We start from the raw sequence: 14487 nt of genomic DNA, 5'->3' as shown, positions 1-14487 counted from the left end.
TCGAAAGCGAGCTCGTCGCGGCGCTACTGCTCCTCGTCCTCGTGCGGGTCCTTGTCCGGGTCGGCGGCGCGGCTCATGGTCTCGCTCTCCGACCGGACGGCCTTCGCGACGGAGGGGTCGAGCAGCGGCCCGTCCTCGCTGGCCTGGTAGGTGTTCGGCAGGCCGGTGGCGGGGTTGATGCCGACGTCGGGCGCGTCGTCGAGCTCGTCGTGCCAGTCGTCGGTCGGGTCGGAACCGCGGCCGTGGTGGGCGCTCTCGCGCGAGGCGGCCTTGGGCTCGGTGGTGGACGGCTCCACCGACTGGGCGGGCTCCACCGGCTCCGCCGGCTCCACGTTGCGCTGCGGGCTCTCGTAGAGCGGCACCTCCGTGGCTGCGGCCGCGTCGTCGGTGGTGCTCGGTGCCTTCTGGTCGCCGCCGGTGACGGAGGCCGCCAGGTCCCGCGCGTGACCGGTGACGGCCGTGACGGTCTGCCGGGGATGGATGACCGCGTGGGCCGCCTTCCCGACTACCCCGGTGGCGAGCTTGGTGATGGTGCCGACGGTCGACATTGCCAGGTGTCTCCTTCTCGATCGCGTGTCTGGAGGTCCAGTACCCCTCCCTCGGCCGGACAGCCGATTGACCGACGAGGTTAACGATCGTTAACCTCGTGCCATGACGAGTCTCGAGGAGCTCACGGTCGAGCTGCGCGAGCGGCTGGCCCGGGTGCGGGAGGGCGGCAGCGAGGCCGCCCGGAAGAAGCACACCGACCGCGGCAAGCTCCTGCCCCGCGAGCGGGTGGACCGGCTGCTCGACCCCGGCAGCCCGTTCCTGGAGATCGCGCCGCTGGCGGCGTTCGGCATGTACGGCGCCCCGGACGACCCCCTCGACAACTACGCAGTGCCGGCGGCGGGCGTGGTGGCCGGGATCGGCCGCGTCGAGGGCCGGGAGTGCCTCGTGCTCGCCAACGACGCCACCGTGAAGGGCGGCACCTACTACCCGATCACGGTCAAGAAGCACCTGCGGGCGCAGGCCATCGCCGCCGAGAACGACCTGCCCTGCATCTACCTGGTGGACTCCGGCGGCGCGTTCCTCCCGATGCAGGACGAGGTGTTCCCCGACAGGGAGCACTTCGGCCGGATCTTCTTCAACCAGGCCAACATGTCCGCCCGCGGCATCCCGCAGCTGGCCGCGGTCATGGGGTCCTGCACGGCCGGCGGCGCCTACGTCCCTGCGATGTCCGACGAGACGGTCATCGTCCGCAACCAGGGCACGATCTTCCTCGGCGGCCCGCCGCTGGTGAAGGCGGCGACCGGCGAGGTCGTGACGGCCGAGGAGCTCGGCGGCGGCGACGTGCACGCGCGCACGTCCGGCGTGGTCGACCACCTCGCCGAGGACGACGCCCACGCGCTGCAGATCCTGCGGGGCATCGTCGCGACGCTGCCGGAGGTCTCGACAAGCTCGACCAGCGATGCCTCACTTGGTGGTCGAGCCTGTCGAGACCCCGAGGAGCCGCACGAGCCGCCGGAGTCGATCTACTCGGTGGTGCCGACCAGCACCCGGACGCCGTACGACGTCCGCGAGGTGATCCGGCGCCTCGTCGACGGCTCCCGGCTCCAGGAGTTCAAGCAGCTGTACGGCGAGACCCTGGTCTGCGGGTTCGCGCGGATCCACGGCCACCCGGTCGGGATCGTCGCCAACAACGGCATCCTGTTCAGCGAGTCGGCCCTGAAGGGCGCGCACTTCGTGGAGCTGTGCAACCAGCGCGGCATCCCGCTCCTCTTCCTCCAGAACATCAGTGGCTTCATGGTCGGCAAGGACTACGAGAACCGCGGCATCGCCCGGGACGGGGCCAAGCTCGTCACGGCGGTCGCGTGCAGCGTCGTGCCCAAGCTCACGGTGGTCATCGGCGGCTCGTTCGGCGCCGGCAACTACGGGATGTGCGGCCGCGCCTACGACCCGCGGTTCCTGTGGATGTGGCCCAACGCCCGGATCTCGGTGATGGGCGGCGACCAGGCGGCCAACGTGCTCGCCACCGTTGCCGGCCGCGAGGACGACTCCCCTGAGACCAACGAGTTCAAGGACCGGATCCGCGACCAGTACGAGACCCAGGGCTCGCCCTACTACGCCACCGCCCGCCTGTGGGACGACGGCGTGATCGACCCGGCCGACACCCGACGGGTGCTCGGGATGGCGCTGGCGGTGACGGCGCGGACGCCGGTGCCCGAGCCGTCGTACGGGATCTTCCGGATGTGATGGGGACACCGACATGAACATCCAGACCCTGCTCGTCGCCAACCGCGGCGAGATCGCGCTCCGTGTCTTCCGCACCTGCGAGGCCCACGGCATTCGCACCGCCGCCGTCTACACCGAGGCCGACGCCGGCGCGCCGCACGTGCGGGAGGCCGACGTCGCCGTCCTCGTGCCGTCCTACCTCGACGCCGCCGCCGTGATCGCAGCGGCCAAGGAGGTCGGCGCCGACGCGGTCCACCCCGGCTACGGCTTCCTCTCGGAGAACGCCGGCTTCGCCCGCGCCGTCGCCGACGCCGGCATCACCTGGGTGGGTCCGACGCCCGAGGTGATCGAGCGGATGGGCCGCAAGGACGCCGCCCGCGAGATCGCGGTGGAGGCGGGTGTGCCCGTCGTGCCGTCGCACCCGCTGGTCGAGGTGGGAGGTGCGCCCGCGCCGAGCCTCGAGACCAAGGACTTCCCGGTCCTGGTCAAGGCGGCCGCCGGCGGCGGTGGCAAGGGCATGCGCATCGTCCGCTCCGCCGCCGAGCTCGACAACGCGATCGCCGCGGCGAAGCGCGAGTCGGCGAGCGCGTTCGGCGACGACACCATGCTGCTGGAGAAGTACGTCGAGCGCGGCCGCCACATCGAGGTCCAGGTCCTCGGCGACACCCACGGCAACGTCATCCACCTGCTGACCCGCGAATGCTCGGTCCAGCGGCGGCACCAGAAGGTGGTCGAGGAGGCTCCCGCGCCGAACCTCGCCGACGACGTGCGCGAGCGGATCCACGAGGCGGCCGTCGAGCTCGCCCGCGCGGTCGGCTACACCAACGCCGGGACCGTCGAGTTCCTCCTCGACGCCGACACGGGCGAGTTCTACTTCCTCGAGATGAACACCCGGCTCCAGGTCGAGCACCCGGTCACCGAGGAGGTCACCGGCGTCGACCTGGTCGAGGCCCAGCTCCACGTCGCGGTCGGCGACCGGCTCCGCTACCAGCAGGACGACATCGTGCCGGCCGGCCACGCGATCGAGGCGCGCGTCTACGCCGAGGACGCGTACGCCGGGTTCCTCCCGCAGGCCGGCACGGCCACTGCTGTCCACTGGTCGTTCCGGGCGCGGGTCGACCACGCGCTGGAGCCGGGACAGGTGGTGAGCACCTCGTACGACCCGATGCTCGGCAAGGTGGTCGTCTTCGCGCCCGATCGCGAGCGCGCCCGGCGTACCCTCGTCCGCGCGCTCGACGACACCGCGATCCTGGGCCTCACCACCAACACCGGGTTCCTGCGCGGGCTGGTCGCGGGCGAGGCGTTCGGCAACGGGGAGATCGACACCGCCTGGCTCGACCGCAACGAGGTCCCGCGGCCCGACCCGGCACCGGCCCGCGAGCTCGCGGCCCACGCCTGGCAGCGCGCCCACGCGACCCGCAGCGGCCCGTTCGCGTCCGACGGCTTCCGGATCGGGGGCCCGCCGGCGCCGGTGCGGGTCGACTTCGAGGACGGCTCGGTCGTCCTCGGACCGCCCCCGGCAGCGTCGTCCGAGCACCCGGTCACGATCGTCACCGCGCACGGCGTCGAGCTCTCGCACCACGGCCAGCGCTACGTGTTCCTGCGTCCCGACGCGGCAGCCGACCACGGCGTCGACTCCGGCGACGGCACGGTGGTCGCGCCGATGCCCGGCACCGTGCTCGACGTCCGCGTCACCGAGGGGGACACCGTCGCTGCTGGCGACGTCCTCGGCGTCGTCGAGGCGATGAAGATGGAGCTCGCGCTGAAGGCGCCGTACGACGGCGTGGTCTCCGCCGTCACCGCCGCGACCGGCGACCAGGTCGCCCTCGGCGCGCCGCTGTTCACGGTGGAGGCGTCATGACCGGCCTCCCGATGGTCGTCCCCGAGGCGGGCCTTCCCGAGCGGGTGACGATCTACGAGGTCGGTCCGCGCGACGGGCTGCAGAACGAGCAGGCTCTGGTGCCGACCGAGGTCAAGGCGAGCTTCGTCCGGCAGCTGCTCGCCGCCGGGCTGCCGATCGTCGAGGCCACGAGCTTCGTCCACCCCAAGTGGGTGCCGCAGCTCGCCGATGCCGCCGAGCTGATGACCGGGCTCAGCGCCGACCTCGGGGACCGTGCCCGCGAGCTGCCGGTGCTGGTCCCCAACGACCGCGGTCTTGACCGGGCCCTCGACCTGGGCCTGCGCCACATCGCCGTCTTCGCCTCCGCCACCGAGACGTTCGCGGCCAAGAACCTCAACCGCACGCTGGACAGCCAGTTCGCGATGTTCGAGCCGACCGTCGCGCGGGCGCTCGCGGCCGGGCTCGACGTCCGCGGCTACGTCTCGATGTGCTTCGGCGACCCCTGGGAGGGCCCGGTGCCCGTCGAGCAGGTCGTCACCGTCGGCAAGCGGCTGCTCGACCTGGGCTGCCAGCAGCTCAGCCTCGGCGACACGATCGGGGTCGCGACGGCCGGCCACGTCAAGGCGCTGATCGCCGGGTTCGGCCGCGCCGGCGTCGGAGTCGACCGGCTCGCGCTGCACTTCCACGACACCTACGGGCAGGCGCTCACCAACGTGCACGCCGGGCTGCAGGCCGGCGTGACGACCTACGACGCCTCCGCCGGTGGGCTCGGCGGATGCCCCTATGCCCGCAGCGCGACGGGCAACCTGGCGACCGAGGACCTGGTGTGGTTCCTGACCGGCCTCGGCATCGAGCACGGGGTCGACCTGCAGGCCGTGGTCGACGCCAGCACCGGGATGGCGGCCCACCTGGGACGGCCCAGCCCGTCGGCCGTGGTGCGTGCGCTGGCACAATCTCCCGCATGACCAGGGTCGTCCACCTGCACATCGGTGCGCCGAAGACAGGGACGACCTACATCCAGACGCGGCTGGGCCGGAACGCCAAGACCCTGGCGGACCGCGGCGTCCACTTCCCGTCGACGTCGCGGCTGGCGCGCCCAGAGCTGTCGCAGTTCCGGGCCGCGCTCGACCTCACCGAGCAGGACTGGGGCGGCGCGCCCGGCCACGCCGACGGTGCGTGGGAGTCGCTGATGCGCCGCACGCGGAGGCTCGAGGGCAACGTCATCATCAGCCACGAGATCCTCGCGCCCGCGCCGCCGAAGGTGATCCAGCGCGCGATGAACGACCTCGCCGGCAGCGAGGTGCACATCGTCTACTCCGCCCGCGACCTCGCGCGGCAGCTGGCAGCCGCCTGGCAGGAGAGCGTCAAGCAGGGCCGGGCCTGGTCGTTCCGGAAGTTCCTCCGCCGCTCGCGGATGGGCAAGCCGTTCATGATGCAGGCCTTCGACATCCCGGACGTGCTGTCGACGTGGGGCATGGCGGTCCCGCCGGAGCGGATCCACCTGGTCGTCGTACCCTCCAAGCGCCGGAACGGCTCCGACCAGCAGGACACGCTCTGGACCCGGATGTGCCAGGCGTTCCAGATCGACCCCGCCTGGGCGCCGCTCGACAGCGAGGCGACCAACGAGTCGCTCGGTGTCGCTGAGACGCAGGTGCTCCGGCAGCTCAACCAGGCGCTCGGGCGGAAGGTCGCGCGCGAGGGGGACTACGACGAGCTCCTCCGCCGGATGGTCGCCGACGGCACGCTCTTCCCACACCGCTCGGCACCGGTCACGCTCAGGCCCGACAACTACGACTGGGTCGAGGAGCGGACCGAGCGGTCCCTGGAGTGGATCACCGCGAGCGGCATCGACGTGATCGGCGACCTCGACGAGCTGCGGCCCGTCCGTCCCGACCCGGATGCGCGGTGGCACAACCCCGACCGGGTGCGGAAGCAGGCCGCGATGCGCGCTGCGATCGGCGCCCTCAGCAGCATGACCGCCGAGGCCGCCCGCCGCCCCGACCCCCACGGTCTCGCCGCCCGTGCGACCCGTGAGCTGAAGCGCCGCCTCGAGCCCTAGCGCGACAGGTTGGCCCGGGGCAGGAACTCGCGGTCGGCGTACCGGCCGACCTTCCAGGTGCTGTAGCCGTCGACCCCCGCGCCGACGAGGCCGCCGACGACCGGCACCCGCTTGCCGACGGTGGTGGCCATCCGCCTGCCGATCACCCGGCCGACCAGGTCGGCAGCGACGGCGGAGGTGATCGTCATGTCGAGCGAGGGATCGTGCGACGGGGCGGTGGCGATCGCCATCGGCGGGGCGGGGAGCTGGAGCTTCTTCACCATCTTGCGGACCGAGTCCTCCCCGAGGATCGCCACCAGGACGGCGTTGTGCACGCGCGGGTCCTCGAGGTCGTAGCCGCGCAGGTGCGCGATTCCGGCGACCATCCGGCACTGGATGAGCGCCAGGCCGGCGATGTTGGCCGGCGCGATGATCGCTGCCGTCACCAGACCGCCGAGGTTCGTCACCAGGCCGCCGAGCCCGGCGTACCGGACGTGGTTCTCGATCACCTCGTGGATCGCCTTGTCCACGTCGCCGTGCTGCTCGCGCAGCTGCGCCTCGGCCGCCTGGGCGGCGGGCGGCAGCGGGCCGACGCCGGCGATCGCCCGGTGCAACGCCTCCCGGACGAAGGAGGTGGTGAGCCCCGGCGCGAGCTCGGTGATCTTGGGTACGACGACACGAGCCGCCTCGGCGGCGAGTCCGCGCTGCAACCTGCTGGCCATGTCACCAGCGTAGGTGTACGCCGTACCGTCACCTCCGATGGACCATCCGATCAACCAGCAGGGGCCGATCGAGCCGCCGCCGACGCCGTGGGAGCTGCCGTCGCGCGAGCAGCTCGCTGCGCTCGAGTCCGACGACGACCTGGTCGCGGTCGGCGCGGACCTCGCGCCCGGCACCCTGCTGGCGGCGTACCGGCGCGGGCTCTTCCCCATGCCCGAGCCCCCGCGGCTGCGCCTGCGGAGCCGCGTCGCGCCGTCGATCGGCTGGTGGTGCCCGGCCCGCCGCGGGGTGCTGCGTCTCGACGGCCTGCACGTGTCGCGGTCGCTCCGCCGGTCGGTGCGGGACTTCGAGATCCGGGTCGACACGTCGTTCGACGCGGTGGTGGCGGCCTGCGGCGACCCGCGCCGCCCCGGCGCGTGGATCGACCGCGGCATCCGGGACGCCTACGGCGAGCTGCACCGGCTCGGCTGGGCGCACTCGGTCGAGGCGTGGCAGGACGGCGACCTCGCCGGTGGTCTGTACGGCGTCGCGATCGGCGGGCTGTTCGCCGGTGAGTCGATGTTCCACCGCGTGCGGGACGCCTCGAAGGTGGCCCTCGTCGGGCTGGTCGACCTCCTCGCGGAGGACGGAGCCGAGGGCCGGCTGGTCGACGTGCAGTGGTCGACCCCCCACCTGGAGAGCCTGGGTGTGGAGGAGATCCCGCGCCGGGAGTACCTCGGGCTCCTGCCCGAGCTCCTCGCCACGCCCCTGCCTGCCGGGTTTCGCGGCCCGGCGCACCGGGGATAGCTCTTTCGCCCACCGGTGATCGTCAATAGTCTGCCGGTGGTTCTTCTTGACCCGGTGCGCGCGGTGCCGGTGTCATCCCGAAAGGAAGTCAGCATGATCCGGATCAAGCGCTCTGCCGCAGCTGTCGGCGCCGCCACGCTCCTCGCGTTCTCCCTGACCGCCTGCGGGGGTGCGCCGACGGACGCCTCCGAGGATGACTTCTGCGAGGTCGCGACCCAGGAGCCAGACGACGTCGACGCCATCCACGACTGGGCCGACGAGGCCGAGGAGGTGGGCACGCCCGAGGACATCCCCGACGACGCGCGCGCTGGGTTCGAAGCCATCGTCGAGCTCGCCAAGGACATCGAGGAGGAGGACCTCGAGGACGAGAACTTCCTGGACGACCTCTCCGAGGAGGAGCAGGACGAGTTCGAGGCCTACGCCACCTACGTCGGCGAGACCTGCGGGGGCCCGGAGGTCCCGGACCCCGAGGCCACCTGATCTAGTAGCACCGTCACGACGGCCGGTTCCGCTGGTGCGGGACCGGCCGTCGGCGTACGTGTGCAACCCAACGAAAGGTGATGGCATGAACCCGCTTGCTGGATGGAAGCGCGCTGCGAGCGTCGGCGTCGTACTCCTCGCCGTCGGCGTCCTCGGCGCGTGCGGCGACGACGAGGACTCCTCGGACGACGGCTCCGGAGGTGGCGGGGTCTCGGGTCCGCCCGCGGACGCGTCCGTCGAGGAGTTCTGCGAGATCGTGAACGACGCGTCCTGGGCCGAGGGCGTCGACACCTCGGACAACGAGGCCGTCGTGGCGGCGCTCCAGGGGTGGGGCGACGAGCTCGCCGAGGTCGGCACGCCCGAGGACATCCCGGACGACGCCCGCGAGGGCTACGAGATCTCGCTCGAGCAGATCGAGGCGCTGGAGGCCTCGGACCTCGACAAGGAGAACGCCTTCGAGGAGCTCGAGGGCAAGCTGTCCGAGGACGAGAACGAGAAGGTCGAGGCCTTCACCGAGTACGAGTCGGAGACCTGCGCCGACGCGGTGCCGGACGTCCCCGAGGTCGAGACCAGCTGATCCCCGCGCCAGGAACGGCCGGCCCCGCAGCTGCGGGACCGGCCGTCCTGCGTTGAACGGCGTGCGACGATGAAGGGGATGCGCCTCCTCCGCTCGCCCGCTCCGGGCGTCACGCCCGTGGTGCTGCTGGTCGTTCTCGCCGGGCTCGCCGGGCTGGTCGGCGCCTGCTCCACCGACGGCGACGACGCCGGCGACGACGCGGGCGCGACCGCCGGTGCCGAGGTCGCAGCGACGGACCCGACGGACGAGGCGGACCCGACGGACCCTTCCGACGACGCCTCGACGATGTCGGACTCGGTCGCCGCGGTCTGCGTCCCGTTCTCCCGGATGGTCACAGCCATCAAGGGCGCCGCCACGGAGCACTCCGATCCCGACCAGGTCGCCGCCGCGATCGCACCGGTGATGAAGGAGTTCGCGGCGCTGGTGCCCGACCTGGAGCGCCCGCAGGGCATGTCCGCATCGACCTGGCGCGGGATCCGCGCCCTCGCCGACCGGATCCTCGAGCTGCCGGAGCGGCCGACCAACGCCGAGGTCGCCGCGGTCGAGCGTCAGCTGACGCCGGAGCAGCGCGCTGCGATCGGAGTCGCGGCCGACTGGTTCAAGACCAGGTGCGACCTGTGACCGGCCTCAGGCGACGTACGGCGTCCCGCCCGACTCGCTGACCATGGCGCGGCCGGCCGCCTCCCAGTCAAGCATGCCGCCCGCCAGGTTGACCGCGTCGTGCCCCTGCTGGGCGAGGTAGGCGACGGCCTGCGCCGAGCGGCCGCCGACCTTGCAGACGACCAGCACCTGCCCCTCCGGCATCTCGCCGACCCGCGCCGGCAGGTCGGAGAGCGGGACGTGGAGGGCCCCGTCGATGTGGCCGGCCACGAACTCGTCGTCCTCACGGACGTCGAGGACGGTCAGGCCGTCCGGGAGCGGGTCCGGGACGTTGTCGATGTCGACGGTGGGGATGCGCATGGGTGTCGGGTGACCTTTCGGGGGTGCGGTGCTCGAACCTACTTCAGCAGCCGGCTCATCCGGCGGTCGGCGAGGGGCTTGCCGCCCGTCTGGCAGGTCGGGCAGTACTGCAGGCTGGAGTCGGCGAACGACACCTCGCGGACCGTGTCGCCGCACACCGGGCACGCCTGCCCCGTGCGACCGTGCACCGCGAGGTTGGACTTCTTCTCGGCCTTGAGCTCGCTCGCCGCGAGCCCGCGGGAGCGGGCGACCGCGTCGCCGAGGGTGTCCTTGACGGCGGCGAACAGGATGCTGAGCTCGTCGTCGGTGAGGCTGTTGGCCGGCTTGAACGGGCTCATCCGTGCGGCGTGCAGGATCTCGTCGGAGTAGGCGTTGCCGATGCCGGCGATCGTCCCCTGGTGGCGGAGCACGCCCTTGATCTGCTTGCGCCCCTCGGCCTCGAGGATCGCGGCCAGGGAATCGCGGGTGAAGGCGTCGTCGAGCGGGTCGGGGCCGAGCCGGGCGATGCCCTCGACGTCGGCGGGCGACCGGACCAGGTAGAGCGCGAGCGACTTCTTGGTGCCGGCCTCGGTCACGTCGAGGCCGGAGGTGAGGCCGTCGACCTCGTCGAGCACGACCCGGACGGCGAGGGTCGACTTCGGGCTCGGCCGCGGCGGGATCGTCGCCACCTCGTCGCGCCACCGCACCCAGCCGGCCCGCGCCAGGTGGAAGATCAGGTGGAGACCGCTGGCCTCGATGTCGAGGAACTTGCCGTGCCGTCGTACGTCGTCGACCAGGGCGCCCTCGACCGCCGCGAGCGGCGGGTCATAGGTCTTCAGGGCGCTGAACGCGGCGATGTGGACCTTCGTGATCGCACGACCCGCCAGCCGGCCCCGCAGGTCCAGGGCCAGCGCCTCGACCTCGGGCAGCTCAGGCACCTGATCAGGTTACGACGTTGGTGGAATCGCCGCCGCCCGCGACAGGCGGGGGTCTAGCCTTCGCGGACAACCATGGGGGTGCCCGATGAACCGATCGACGACCGCGCAGTGGTCGCTCGCCGTCCTGCTGCTCGCTGCCGCCCTCGCCGGGTGCGGCGGGGACTCCGGGCCCGACGAGTCAGACCAGTCAGGCGAGACCGGTGCTGACGGGCCGGGCGCCGCCGAGCCGCAGCCCAACGGGATCATGGACGTCACCGGCGCCCGCGCCGCGCGGCTGGCCGAGCAGGCGACGCGTGCGCTGGACGACGTGGTGTACGAGGGCCGGCACACGATCCTCCAGCCGGAGGGGGAGTTCGAGGGGCGCGGGCGGATCACGATCACCGACCAGCACACCTGCGAGTGGCGGCTGAGCCTCGACGACCTCGGCAGGGTGACCGCGAGGGTCGCCGAGGGGCGCACGTACCTCCGGGCCCGGCCGGAGGTCTGGCGCGAGCTCGTCGGGCTGCCCGACGACGTGGTGACGAGCATCAAGGGCAAGTGGCTCGCCCTGCCGGAAGAGGAGCGGCCGGTGTCCGACTGCTACGCCGAGATGTGGGGTACGTCGGCAAACGTCAGCACCTGCTTCGAGGGCGTCGAGACCGGCGAGGTCGACGGCGTCCCGGCGCGCATCGTCCAGTGCGCGGCCAGCGGGTCGGGCACCCACAAGCTCTACATCTCCGCCGTCGACGAGCCGGTCGTGCTGCGCCGGGTCGGGATCGACGACGACATGCCGTTCGACATGAGGCTGGTCGACAGCGAGACCGGTGTGACGATCGAGCCGCCGCCGGAGAAGGACATCGCGGAGGGCCCGAGCGTGCCGGCGTGACCGGCCGGCCCGCCTGCTTCCTAGTGACAGGTGAGGCCGGATCGGCGCATGATGGGCCGATGGTCGCCGTACGTCCTCTGCCTCGGACGGGCTCGGTCCTGTTCGACGCCCGCGGGGACGAGCGCGCGCTGCGGGTGAGCTGGCACGACGAGGCGGACGTGGTCGTGCTGTCGCTCTGGCGCGACAACGTGTGCACCGCGACCTTCCGGCTGGCCGGCGACCAGGTGGACGACCTGATCGAGACCCTGTTCCGGGTGCACCGCACCCGGGAGTCTCCGGCGATGCGACACGCTAGCGGGATCTAGGGATCCGGCTAGACGCGCCGATACGGTCCGATCGTGGACCCGATCCGGAACCCCTACGCGCCCGGCGCCGGCCAGCGGCCTCCCGAGCTCGCCGGCCGTGACGAGCAGCTCAGCGCGTTCGACGTGGTGCTCGAGCGGGTCGCCCGCGGGCGTCCGGAGCGCTCGCTCGTGCTGACCGGCCTCCGTGGCGTCGGCAAGACCGTCCTCCTCAACGCCCTGCGCTCGGCCGCCGTCCGCAAGGGCTGGGGCACCGGCAAGCTCGAGGCCCGCCCCGACCAGTCGCTGCGCCGGCCGTTGTCGAGCGCGCTCCACCAGGCGGTCCGCGAGCTCGGCCACCCCAGCCCGGAGGAGGTGGATCACGTCCTCGGCGTCATCCGCTCCTTCGCCGAGCGCCAGGCCGGGACGGACGCGAAGCTCAAGGACCGCTGGAGCCCCGGCATCGCCAGCCCGGCCGTGCGCGGACGGGCCGACTCCGGGGACATCGAGATCGACCTCGTCGAGCTGCTGTCCGACGTCGGCGGGCTCGCGGCCGACAAGGGACTCGGGGTGGCGGTGTTCATCGACGAGATGCAGGACCTCGGCCCCGACGACGTCTCCGCGCTGTGCGCGGCCTGCCACGAGCTCAGCCAGAGCGGCCTGCCCGTCATCGTCGTCGGCGCCGGGCTGCCGCACCTGCCGGCGGTGCTCTCGGCGTCGAAGTCCTACTCCGAGCGCCTGTTCTCCTACCAGCGGATCGACCGGCTGAGCCGCGAGGCCGCCGACCGGGCGCTGGCGGCCCCGGCGGCCGAGGAGGAGGCGGCGTACGACGACGCCGCGCTGGCCGCGATGTACGACGCCACCGGCGGCTACCCCTACTTCATCCAGGCCTACGGCAAGGCGGTCTGGGACCTCGCCCCCCGCTCACCCATCACGGCCGACGACGTCGCGGTCGCCGCCCCCGAGGCGGAGCGGGAGCTGGCCGTCGGCTTCTTCGGGTCCCGCTTCGAGCGGGCGACGCCGGGGGAGCGGGACTACCTGCGGGCGATGGCCGACGCCCCGTCCGGCGACGACCCGGTCGGGACGGTCGCCACCGCCGACGTCGCCGCCGTGCTCGGCAAGAAGCCGCAGTCGCTCTCCCCCGCGCGCGACAGCCTCCTCAAGAAGGGGCTGATCTACTCCGGGGAGCGGGGCCGGATCGCGTTCACCGTGCCCCACTTCGGGCGGTACCTCCGCACGCAGGGCTAGCCGTCCCCTTCGCCCGACTCGGGCAGCTCGGCGAGGACGTCCTGGGCCGCCTCGAAGATGCGGTCGGCCTGCTCGTCGCTGATGTCGCCCTCCACGCGGGCCTGTGCGGTGTCGGCGATGAGGGCCTCGACGGCGTTGCGGGCCTTCTCCAGCTCGCCCGCCTCGATCGCGGCGTCGACCTTCTCGAGCTGGGTCGCGAGCTCGGGCGCGGCCTCCCCCGGAGGCGTGTCCTCCGAGCATCCCGCCGCGAGCGCCAGCAGGAGGCAACCGGCCACCACACGCATGATCATTCGGCGTCCCCGTTCACGGCCTGGTGGAGCTCGACGAGCGGCTCGCGGAGGTCGGCCGGCGTGTTGTCGGGGATGTCCGGCTCGTCCTCCCCGCCGCCCACGACCGCCATCGTGATGAGCAGGACGACCAGGGCCGTCATCGCCGCGATCACACCGAGGGCGTCTCCCGAGAGGCCGCGTGCTCGTTCGGCCACGAGGCGAGTCTGGCGAGCGATGGCGTCCCCCGCGCGGTCGATCGCCGAGGTCTTCAGCGCCGTCGAGCCGGAGGGGCTCGGCACCGGCCCGCTCGGCGGCGTCTCACCCGGCATCGGGCGCGTGAAGCCCTCGGCGGAGACCACGTCGTACGCCGCGGTCGCGACGATCGGCGACGTGGCGACGTCGGGCTCCCGCACGACAGCCACCGGCGCCGGCTCGGGGAGGGTGGCGCGCAGCGTCGTCGCGACATCCGCAGCAGCCGGTCGGTCCTGCGGGTCGAGCGCGGTCATCGTGGTCAGCAGGGCGTGCCACGGGTCGGGGAGCTCGGGGATCTCCGGCGGCCGGCTGAGCCGGGCGAGCGCGGCCTCGGCGGGGGCGCCCTCGTACTCGCGCCTCCCCGTGATCGCCTCGAGGAGGACCAGGCCGAGGGCGTACACGTCGGCGGGGCCGGCCACGTCGCCTCCGCTGACCTGCTCGGGCGCGATGTAGGCAGCGGTGCCGACCGCGACGCCGCTGCCGGTGTGTCGGGCCGCCTGCTCGACCAGGCGGGCGATGCCGAAGTCGGCCAGCTTGACCCGGTCGTCCTTGCCGATGAGGACGTTGCCCGGCTTCACGTCCCGGTGGACCACGCCCCGCTCGTGGACGTAGTCGAGCGCATCGGCGATCTGGACCGCGATGTGGCCCAGGTCGTCGGGGGTCATCGGACCGGCGCCCATCAGCTGGGCCAGCGTGTGGCCCTCCACCAGCTCCATCACCAGGAACGGGCGGTCGGAGGCCGACGGGCCCACCGGTCCGTGGCCCGCGTCGCGGGTGCCGAAACCGGCGTCGAGGACCGTGACCAGCCCGCTGTGCGAGAGCATGGCCAGGGTCCTCGCCTCCGCGATGAACCGCTCGCGGTCGGTCTCGTCGCCGGCGCCGTCAAGCAGGAGCTTGACGGCGACCGGTCGACCGAGCTTGAGGTCCGCGGCGCGATACACCTCCGCCATCCCGCCGCGCCCGATCACCTCGGCCAGCCGGTAACGGCCGGCGAGCAGCTGGGGATCAGCGGACGGCGTCACGTGCGTCGCCGGACCAGGTGT

Annotated in this window: 17 protein-coding genes; 11 read left to right on the top strand and 6 right to left on the bottom strand. The window is 72.7% G+C overall.

Annotated elements, in window-relative coordinates:
• Nucleotides 1–23: 23 nt before the first annotated feature.
• Entirely contained in the window at nt 24–548 is a 525-nt protein-coding gene (locus F0U47_RS10935) for a hypothetical protein (protein ID WP_149750410.1), read from the bottom strand.
• A gap of 103 nt (nt 549–651) precedes the next feature.
• Here F0U47_RS10935 and F0U47_RS10930 point away from each other — a divergent pair, with 103 nt between their 5' ends.
• The 4 genes from F0U47_RS10930 to F0U47_RS10915 are packed head-to-tail and all read left to right on the top strand — an operon-like array spanning nt 652 to nt 6110.
• Nucleotides 652–2232: a carboxyl transferase domain-containing protein gene (locus tag F0U47_RS10930; RefSeq protein ID WP_149750409.1), complete on the top strand. Its 1581-nt coding sequence runs from the start codon at nt 652–654 to the stop codon at nt 2230–2232.
• Between the two features lie 13 nt (nt 2233–2245).
• Entirely contained in the window at nt 2246–4072 is a 1827-nt protein-coding gene (locus F0U47_RS10925; protein ID WP_149750408.1) for an acetyl/propionyl/methylcrotonyl-CoA carboxylase subunit alpha, read from the top strand.
• Nucleotides 4069–5016, top strand: a complete 948-nt coding sequence (locus F0U47_RS10920) for a hydroxymethylglutaryl-CoA lyase (protein ID WP_149750407.1) — start codon at nt 4069–4071, stop codon at nt 5014–5016. The genes F0U47_RS10925 and F0U47_RS10920 overlap by 4 nt, the downstream gene beginning before the upstream one ends.
• The gene (locus F0U47_RS10915; RefSeq protein ID WP_149750406.1) at nt 5013–6110 is read left to right on the top strand and encodes a hypothetical protein; all 1098 of its coding nucleotides are present in this window, start codon (nt 5013–5015) and stop codon (nt 6108–6110) included. The genes F0U47_RS10920 and F0U47_RS10915 overlap by 4 nt, the downstream gene beginning before the upstream one ends.
• Here F0U47_RS10915 and F0U47_RS10910 read toward each other — a convergent pair.
• Nucleotides 6107–6811 (bottom strand): EcsC family protein, encoded by a 705-nt coding sequence (locus F0U47_RS10910; protein ID WP_149750405.1) that lies wholly within the window; start codon nt 6809–6811, stop codon nt 6107–6109. The genes F0U47_RS10915 and F0U47_RS10910 overlap by 4 nt on opposite strands.
• Before the next feature lie 37 nt (nt 6812–6848).
• Between F0U47_RS10910 and aat the strand changes: the two genes are divergently transcribed.
• The 4 genes from aat (at nt 6849) to F0U47_RS10890 (ending at nt 9273) form a co-directional block, all read left to right on the top strand.
• Nucleotides 6849–7595, top strand: coding sequence for a leucyl/phenylalanyl-tRNA--protein transferase (gene aat / locus F0U47_RS10905; protein ID WP_149750404.1), 747 nt, complete (start codon nt 6849–6851; stop codon nt 7593–7595).
• A gap of 93 nt (nt 7596–7688) precedes the next feature.
• The gene (locus F0U47_RS10900; protein ID WP_149750403.1) at nt 7689–8075 is read left to right on the top strand and encodes a hypothetical protein; all 387 of its coding nucleotides are present in this window, start codon (nt 7689–7691) and stop codon (nt 8073–8075) included.
• An 85-nt stretch (nt 8076–8160) separates the two neighbouring features.
• Nucleotides 8161–8652 (top strand): hypothetical protein, encoded by a 492-nt coding sequence (locus tag F0U47_RS10895; protein WP_149750402.1) that lies wholly within the window; start codon nt 8161–8163, stop codon nt 8650–8652.
• Nucleotides 8653–8730: 78 nt separating this feature from the next.
• Complete coding sequence (locus tag F0U47_RS10890) at nt 8731–9273, top strand: hypothetical protein (protein ID WP_149750401.1); 543 nt, start codon at nt 8731–8733, stop codon at nt 9271–9273.
• A 6-nt stretch (nt 9274–9279) separates the two neighbouring features.
• Here F0U47_RS10890 and F0U47_RS10885 read toward each other — a convergent pair whose 3' ends face one another.
• Together F0U47_RS10885 and F0U47_RS10880 are read right to left on the bottom strand one after the other, a co-directional pair.
• The gene (locus tag F0U47_RS10885) at nt 9280–9612 is read right to left on the bottom strand and encodes a rhodanese-like domain-containing protein (RefSeq protein WP_149750400.1); all 333 of its coding nucleotides are present in this window, start codon (nt 9610–9612) and stop codon (nt 9280–9282) included.
• 38 nt (nt 9613–9650) lie between these two features.
• The gene (locus F0U47_RS10880; protein WP_149750399.1) at nt 9651–10529 is read right to left on the bottom strand and encodes an Fpg/Nei family DNA glycosylase; all 879 of its coding nucleotides are present in this window, start codon (nt 10527–10529) and stop codon (nt 9651–9653) included.
• Nucleotides 10530–10614: 85 nt separating this feature from the next.
• On the opposite strand from F0U47_RS10880, the gene F0U47_RS10875 reads away from it, so the two are divergent.
• The 3 genes from F0U47_RS10875 to F0U47_RS10865 are packed head-to-tail and all read left to right on the top strand — an operon-like array spanning nt 10615 to nt 12923.
• Nucleotides 10615–11394: a hypothetical protein gene (locus tag F0U47_RS10875; protein WP_149750398.1), complete on the top strand. Its 780-nt coding sequence runs from the start codon at nt 10615–10617 to the stop codon at nt 11392–11394.
• Nucleotides 11395–11453: 59 nt separating this feature from the next.
• Nucleotides 11454–11699 (top strand): hypothetical protein, encoded by a 246-nt coding sequence (locus F0U47_RS10870; protein WP_149750397.1) that lies wholly within the window; start codon nt 11454–11456, stop codon nt 11697–11699.
• A 33-nt stretch (nt 11700–11732) separates the two neighbouring features.
• The gene (locus F0U47_RS10865) at nt 11733–12923 is read left to right on the top strand and encodes an ATP-binding protein (protein WP_149750396.1); all 1191 of its coding nucleotides are present in this window, start codon (nt 11733–11735) and stop codon (nt 12921–12923) included.
• Here the strand turns inward: F0U47_RS10865 and F0U47_RS10860 are convergent.
• Together F0U47_RS10860 and F0U47_RS10855 are read right to left on the bottom strand one after the other, a co-directional pair.
• Nucleotides 12920–13213: a hypothetical protein gene (locus tag F0U47_RS10860; RefSeq protein WP_149750395.1), complete on the bottom strand. Its 294-nt coding sequence runs from the start codon at nt 13211–13213 to the stop codon at nt 12920–12922. The two genes, F0U47_RS10865 and F0U47_RS10860, sit on opposite strands and share 4 nt — an antisense overlap.
• Nucleotides 13210–14466: a serine/threonine-protein kinase gene (locus tag F0U47_RS10855; protein ID WP_223162720.1), complete on the bottom strand. Its 1257-nt coding sequence runs from the start codon at nt 14464–14466 to the stop codon at nt 13210–13212. Before F0U47_RS10855 ends, F0U47_RS10860 begins: the two co-directional genes overlap by 4 nt.
• Nucleotides 14467–14487 lie beyond the last annotated feature (21 nt).

The sequence above is a fragment of the Nocardioides antri genome (genome assembly GCF_008373765.1).
GTDB lineage: Bacteria > Actinomycetota > Actinomycetes > Propionibacteriales > Nocardioidaceae > Nocardioides > Nocardioides antri.
This window is presented reverse-complemented; position numbering and strand designations above follow the sequence as displayed.